At 64.1% G+C, this 3,838-nt stretch carries 4 protein-coding genes and 1 tRNA gene; 1 reads left to right on the top strand and 4 read right to left on the bottom strand.

Annotated features, from left to right (window positions below; all coding sequences use genetic code 11):
• Positions 1–830: 830 nt before the first annotated feature.
• A complete protein-coding gene (locus WAO18_RS24815) occupies positions 831–1,586 on the top strand; it encodes an alpha/beta fold hydrolase (protein WP_422208874.1) in 756 nt (251 codons plus the stop codon).
• Between the two features lie 198 nt (positions 1,587–1,784).
• Here WAO18_RS24815 and WAO18_RS24810 read toward each other — a convergent pair.
• The 4 genes from WAO18_RS24810 to WAO18_RS24795 form a co-directional block, all read right to left on the bottom strand.
• Positions 1,785–1,857 (bottom strand) — tRNA-Arg (locus WAO18_RS24810).
• A 53-nt stretch (positions 1,858–1,910) separates the two neighbouring features.
• Positions 1,911–2,402 carry a hypothetical protein gene (locus tag WAO18_RS24805; protein ID WP_422208873.1) on the bottom strand — a complete coding sequence of 164 codons (492 nt, stop codon included), beginning with the start codon at positions 2,400–2,402 and terminating at the stop codon, positions 1,911–1,913.
• 50 nt (positions 2,403–2,452) lie between these two features.
• Complete coding sequence (locus WAO18_RS24800; protein WP_422208875.1) at positions 2,453–3,244, bottom strand: LLM class F420-dependent oxidoreductase; 792 nt, start codon at positions 3,242–3,244, stop codon at positions 2,453–2,455.
• Between the two features lie 48 nt (positions 3,245–3,292).
• On the bottom strand, positions 3,293–3,838 hold a 546-nt coding region (locus tag WAO18_RS24795), incomplete at its 5' end, for a poly-gamma-glutamate hydrolase family protein (RefSeq protein ID WP_422208872.1).

Raw genomic sequence — 3,838 nt, 5'->3', positions numbered from 1 at the left:
GGCGTCCCCACCGCTCGAATAACGGTGACGGCGAACAGATCCGCGGCCACGCAACCGGCGGCTGCGAAAAGCGGTTAATCCGCCCTAAGCAGTATCAGGCAACTACCCGGAAATGTTGCGCTGTGCGTCCAGTCCTGCTCTGCCATTTGCGTCACCGCCGCAGCGGGGTGCTCGGCGTGGTTCCGTACTCACGCGCCTGCAGAAACTGGCCGATGATGACGCCCCTGCCTGGTGTGCGGGCGAGTCCCAATCCGGAGCGAAGTCCCATAATTGGACCTTATGTGAACTGGCTCAAAGGGTCCGCACATTGTGCTGATCTAGTCATCGAGCGCAGCCCACCCACTTCTGAAACCCTCGAAACTGGGCCGCGGCAATGATGGGCTGCGTCGGTGTCGGTCGCCGCCTGGACGGCTTGCGTGAAGCCCGCGCCGTATACGCTCTCCGCTACACCACGAAACCGAACGTCTTCGGTTTCGACGCTGCCCCTGAAACCCGGTGCCGCACGACGCTGGCCAGCACAAACACACCAAACTCGTTGCCGCCAACCAGCTTCGCGAGGCAAAAAATCTTCGGTTTTTGAATCGGGGGGAGACATGCCCAGCTGGGGGGAGTGTTTCTGGCCGTGCTTTTGGCGCGGACACCCCACCCCCCTACCCGCGGTCGGGTTTGAATCGCACACTTCAGTCACTCGGGCGCTTCCCTGTCGCAAACCGTGAAAACGCCCGAGATCAACCCGTAAGGTTGCTGTGTCTCAGCTGAAGAATAGCTGTGCGGATCGGTCGCCAGATGGGGTTCGCGATGCCTCTTGCACGGCGCTAGAGGAGGCCGCCATGGCAATGCCCGCATTGGTTCTCGTGCATGGTGGTGGGTTCGCCGCTGATTGTTGGGAGCCCACCGTCGACGCGATCCGCCGCGCGGACCCGGAGCTAAAGGTGCTGACCGTTGATTTGCCAGGTCGGCGAGGGAAGCCCGGTGACTTGGTCACGGCGTGTATCGACGAGTGGGTTGACTCTGTGGTTGCAGACATCAAGAGCGCGGAGTTCGACGACAACCTTGTCATCGTCGGCCACTCTTTGGCGGGGCTGACCGTCCCCGGTGTTGTCACCAAGCTCGGCTCGGCGCGGGTGCGGGAGATGATCTTGGCCGCCGCGCAAGTACCAGCCAACGGCAGCGCCCTGGTGGACACGCTTCCCGGGGCACTGAGCTGGTTCGCACGTCGCACCGCAAAACGCAATGTGCAGAAAGGCCGTTCGGGAGGTTTGCCTACTGCATTGGCGAGGTTTGCATTCTGCAACGGAATGACTCCCGCACAGCGCAGGTTCACGCTGGCTCGGTCCTGTCAGGAATCAGCCCCCATCATGATAGAAAAAGTTGACCGCAGCGGTATGCCCGACGATGTGCCACGCACGTGGATACTCACTCGGCGTGATCGCAGCGCCGTCTCGATGAAGATTCAACACGAGTGCATTGACGCGCTTGGCGGTGTGCAGACCCTCGTTGAGATCGACACCTGCCACATGCTGATGGTCAGCGAACCTCAACGGCTAGCCGAAATCCTCGTCCAGCGGTGTCGGCTCTACGAGTAGGCCACGCCTAGATACGGACACGAACCTCTTCGATGTTCCCTGGGCAGCGGCTGGTGAGGGACTCTCTTGCATCGGCGGGCGTACGGGCCTCTCCGGTGCAGCGTGCTCGGCGGTCTGCTGACCGTGCCGTGACCTGCACGTTTGGTGCTGGTTATTGCACGTAGCTTGCACGCATTCGTGAAATGCGTGCTCAGAGAGTGCCCCCGGCAGGATTCGAACCTGCGACACCGGCTTTAGGAGAGCCGTGCTCTATCCCCTGAGCTACGAGGGCCTGAAAACATCGTTAAACCTAGCCGCTCGTCGGCCTCTGGCGAGTGCGGGTCGTCAAATCCAGACGAGGAGCCGGGGCCTGCCCGCACCGTCGTCGGGCGCCGCTCGCGGAAAGAAAATCGGCGCGTCGATGCCGTCGAGCTTGACCCGCACCGCGTCAGCGTCGGCAGAGACCGCGACAATCGTGCCGATGGCGTACTGGTGCTCGTCATCCCATTTGACCGTGGCGTACTGCCCAAGGTGTTGCACCGCAAGATCTTCGGGCGCCACCTCGGTCGGCTCGGGCGCGGCAGCGGCGTCCACGTCGTCGGCGGCCGGCGCAGGCCCGGCGTCATCGGCCCAGGCGTTCTCGTCACCGAAATATTCGCTCTCGTCGCCGGCTTGCTTGAGCCGTCCCAGCGTCGTCTTCGCGTCCGGGGCATCTTCCTCTACCCACAGCCGCCAGCCGGGCGGTGGCGGTGGCCAGGCCGGATCCGGCGACCAGTCGGCGTGCGGCACCCAGCCCTTGGGCGGCTTTGGCCAGTTCGGCGGCGGGTTGTAGCGCATCAACCCACCATACGTAAAGCCACTTTGTGCACGCTGTGGGTGGCCTGCTGTCAGCGGAAGTCGGGGATCACCTTCGCGATGGTCTCGACGTGGTTTTCCTGGAAAGTGAACGACGTCACCCCGTACTTCTCGCGGTAGCCGCGCAGGGTGTCGGCGATCTCGCGTGGCGATCCGCTCAGCACCGACGGCAGCGCCAGCAACTCCTCGTCGGACAAGTCCACGAATCTGCGGGTGAGCGCTAGGTCGGGCTTCCCGGAATTGTCGGATGGCACGGCGGTGATCGCGAGGTTCAACTCGAGATCGGCGAACCGGTCGCCGGCGGCGTTGCGGACGAAGTCGACGCGTTCGGCGAGCGGGTCGGCGACATCAGCGACCCGGGCACCGGTCAGCCCGATGATGTCGGCGTGCTTGGCGGCGATGGTCAGCAATCGGTTTCCGTTGCCGGCGATCAGGATCGGCACTTTCGGCAGGTGCTTCTTGAAGTAGGCGGTCACGTGCTCGAGGTGGTCGACGCGTTCGCGGGCGGTCGGATACGGCAGCTCGGCTGCCTCGAATTCCTCGCGCACGTAGCCGGCGCCGAGACCGAGGTCGAGGCGTCCGTCACTGAGCTGATCGACTTCGGCGGCGTCGCGAGCCAGCAGCGCGGGTTTGTAGAATCCTGCGTTCAGCACGTAGGTGCCCAGCCGGACCCTGGAGGTCGCGGACGCGATCGCCGTCAGCACCGGAAACGGCGCCGGGGCGCCGAGGTGGTCGGGCAGATGCAGGGCATCGAATCCCAGGTCCTCATAGCGCTTTGCCTTGTCCTGCAGCGCAGTTCGCGACTTGGCTGAGTGAATGCCCATCGAAAAGCGAAAACCCCGTTCGGCCACCGGCCACCTCCGATTGTGTAGTTATGTTGACGGAAATTTCCACGATCGGGCCGCGGCTGCCAGGCCCTCGACCAGATCAGCGGTCACCGGTGACAAACCGTCGTCACCGGGCAGCGGACTGCGAGGGCTGATGCCCCTGACCCGGATGGGCAATTCCAATTGTGCTCCGCCATAACGTGTCTGGTTGACCGGGTTTTGCGGATGCAGCCCGCGCAGCTCGTGGGGAATCTCGTCGAGGTCGGTGACGACGTGATAGCCGGGCAGCTCGAGGTGGTCGGCCAGGTGGGCGGCCAGCTCGCGATTGGCACCGCCGGCCAGCAGCTGCGTGGCGCGGCCGATGCGACCGTAGCCATGCAACGACACCGTGACGTCGACATGGTCCAGGAACTTCGCGAGGCGCGCTGACTCGTCGCGGCGAAAGTGGGCCGACGACAAGTGATGTGGATAGCGGTCGGGGTGCCGGATCAGGTACACCGATGCGCCGGCCGCGTCGGCGGCGCGCTCGGCGATCACGTCGGTCATTTGTTCCAAACCGCCGCCGTGAATCGCCAGGAATCCGAAACGCGA

Origin of the sequence: Mycobacterium sp., from assembly GCF_049278535.1 — a bacterium.
Classification (GTDB): Bacteria; Actinomycetota; Actinomycetes; order Mycobacteriales; family Mycobacteriaceae; genus Mycobacterium.
This window is presented reverse-complemented; position numbering and strand designations above follow the sequence as displayed.